At 59.6% G+C, this 1,835-nt stretch carries 3 protein-coding genes; all 3 read right to left on the bottom strand.

Features of this window, described 5'->3' with window-relative positions; all coding sequences use genetic code 11:
• Positions 1–52: 52 nt before the first annotated feature.
• A complete protein-coding gene (locus I6U14_RS07610) occupies positions 53–715 on the bottom strand; it encodes a BCCT family transporter (protein WP_296898190.1) in 663 nt (220 codons plus the stop codon).
• A gap of 61 nt (positions 716–776) precedes the next feature.
• Positions 777–1,190 carry a universal stress protein gene (locus tag I6U14_RS07605; protein ID WP_296898189.1) on the bottom strand — a complete coding sequence of 138 codons (414 nt, stop codon included), beginning with the start codon at positions 1,188–1,190 and terminating at the stop codon, positions 777–779.
• Between the two features lie 199 nt (positions 1,191–1,389).
• Positions 1,390–1,835: TSUP family transporter (locus tag I6U14_RS07600; protein WP_296898188.1), on the bottom strand; the 446-nt coding region annotated here is incomplete at its 5' end.

The following is a 1,835-nucleotide window of genomic DNA, read 5'->3' as shown; positions in this document are numbered from 1 at the left end:
TAGGTGGTGATTAGAGACCGCATAGGTGCGGTACTAAGTTCGGTGATAACGGCTAACGGTTGGGGGGTCGCAGCTCCTTGTTGAACGGGAACAGGCCAAGGCCGAGCGCGACTATGCCGTAGAGCGCCCAGGTGTGGAGGCACCAGTGGAAGATGGTCGCGGCCGTCGCGGTCTGGCGGGCCGCTTCGATCGTGGCCGGGTCGGCCAGTTCGCCGTCGACAATGCCCAACTCGCGCCCAAGCGGCTGGTCGCCCCATGGGGTGCCGAAGTAGTAGACCGGCTCCAGCACGCCGAAGAACATCAGGCCAATGCCCATGCCGGCGGCAAACAACATCGAGAACCAGCCGAGGTAACTGTAATCCGGCGTCGCATCGCGCCCGCCGAGGCGCACGCTGCCGATTGGCAGCACGATGCAGGCGATGCAGACGAGCACGAAGATGTTTCCGGCCGACAGGAAGAACCAGTCAAGGTTCGAGGTCAGAAACTTGCGGGTCGCATCGAAGGCGGGCGCGGCGCTTTCCTGGAATATGATGGTGATGACGACGAAGGCGACGACCACCAGGCCGGAGATGAGAAACACCGGATTGTGGATATCGAGGCCGAACGGCCCGATCCTCGGTCTGATGTTGTCCTGACCGATCTCGTAATCGGTCTCGATGATATCGGCCGGCCCTTCAGGACTTGGGACGGCTTCGACGTCGGTGTCAGTAGTCAATGTTCTTCCCCTGTTCTGCTTTTTCTTTCAGGCCTTGTTAAGTTTGCCAGAAAAATCTTTCCTAGCGGACCAGGAAAACCGAGGCATCGGCATGCGAGGCCACGGAGCCGCCGTGCGACGGCCAGATGTAATCAGTCACGTTTGGAATGTGCGACTGCATGACCACCAGATCGGCCCCCGTCTCGTGCAACGCCTTGAGCAGCGTGTCGTTGATGTCGATCGCGGGGTCATGGCTGGCATAGGCTTTTGCAGAAGTCTGATGGCCATATTTGTTGGCCTGCTCCTGGGCGAAAGCTTCAAGCTTTTGCGCAAACTCTTGTGGATTATGCGCAACCGGGCTGGGCGTTTCCGGCGTGACGCCAACATAAGTTACCGGAGCGTCGTAATGCTTCGACAGATCAGCCGCAGTCTGCAATGCTTTATCTAAATGTTCGATGTGTGTCAGATCTACGGGAACCATTATTTGTTTATACAAAGGAGCCTCCTTGATTCGTTGCCTTGTGTTTCCCGGAGAGGCCGCTTTTGCGGGCTCATATCCTGACGCGCGACACTGTGCTTAATTACCGCACGTGGGCAGGCTAGCATGTCATATTCCTGCAAGCCAGACCCATTAGCCTTGCGGAATTTTGGAGTTTATCCTGTTTTGAGACTCAAGAAATTGTCCGTTTGCGGCATCAAAGCGCCGCGCGCAGGATAATGTAGAGGCCGAGCAGCATGAGCGCGCGGAACAGGAGGCGGCGGAACACCTCCTCTGGCAGGCGTCTGCCGAAGCGCTGGCCAAGTTCCATGCCGATCAGTGCCGGGATCAGCGCGGCGGTGGAGACGAGAAGCGTTTCGCCCGTGACAATGCCGATTTGACCGAGCGAGAGGGCGAGCGTGACCGCGCAGGCGCCGAACAGCATGCCCATGACCGGCACAAGCTCGGCGCGCGGCAGGCCGAGGGACTGCAGAAAGAATACGCCGGGGACGATGCTCGATCCGGTCATGCCGGTGATGACGCCCGTCGCAGCGCCGGAGAGCGCGCCCGCCCAGGTCTCGTGCTTCGGCGGAATGGCGATCCGGAAATGCGCGAGGCTCGCCGCCGAATAGACGATCAGCACGACGCCGAGCACCGCGGATA

The sequence above is a fragment of the Thiohalocapsa sp. genome (genome assembly GCF_019695415.1).
Taxonomy (GTDB): Bacteria; Pseudomonadota; Gammaproteobacteria; order Chromatiales; family Chromatiaceae; genus Thiohalocapsa.
Note: the sequence above shows the minus strand (reverse complement) of the source record. Positions and strands in the feature narration are given on the sequence as shown.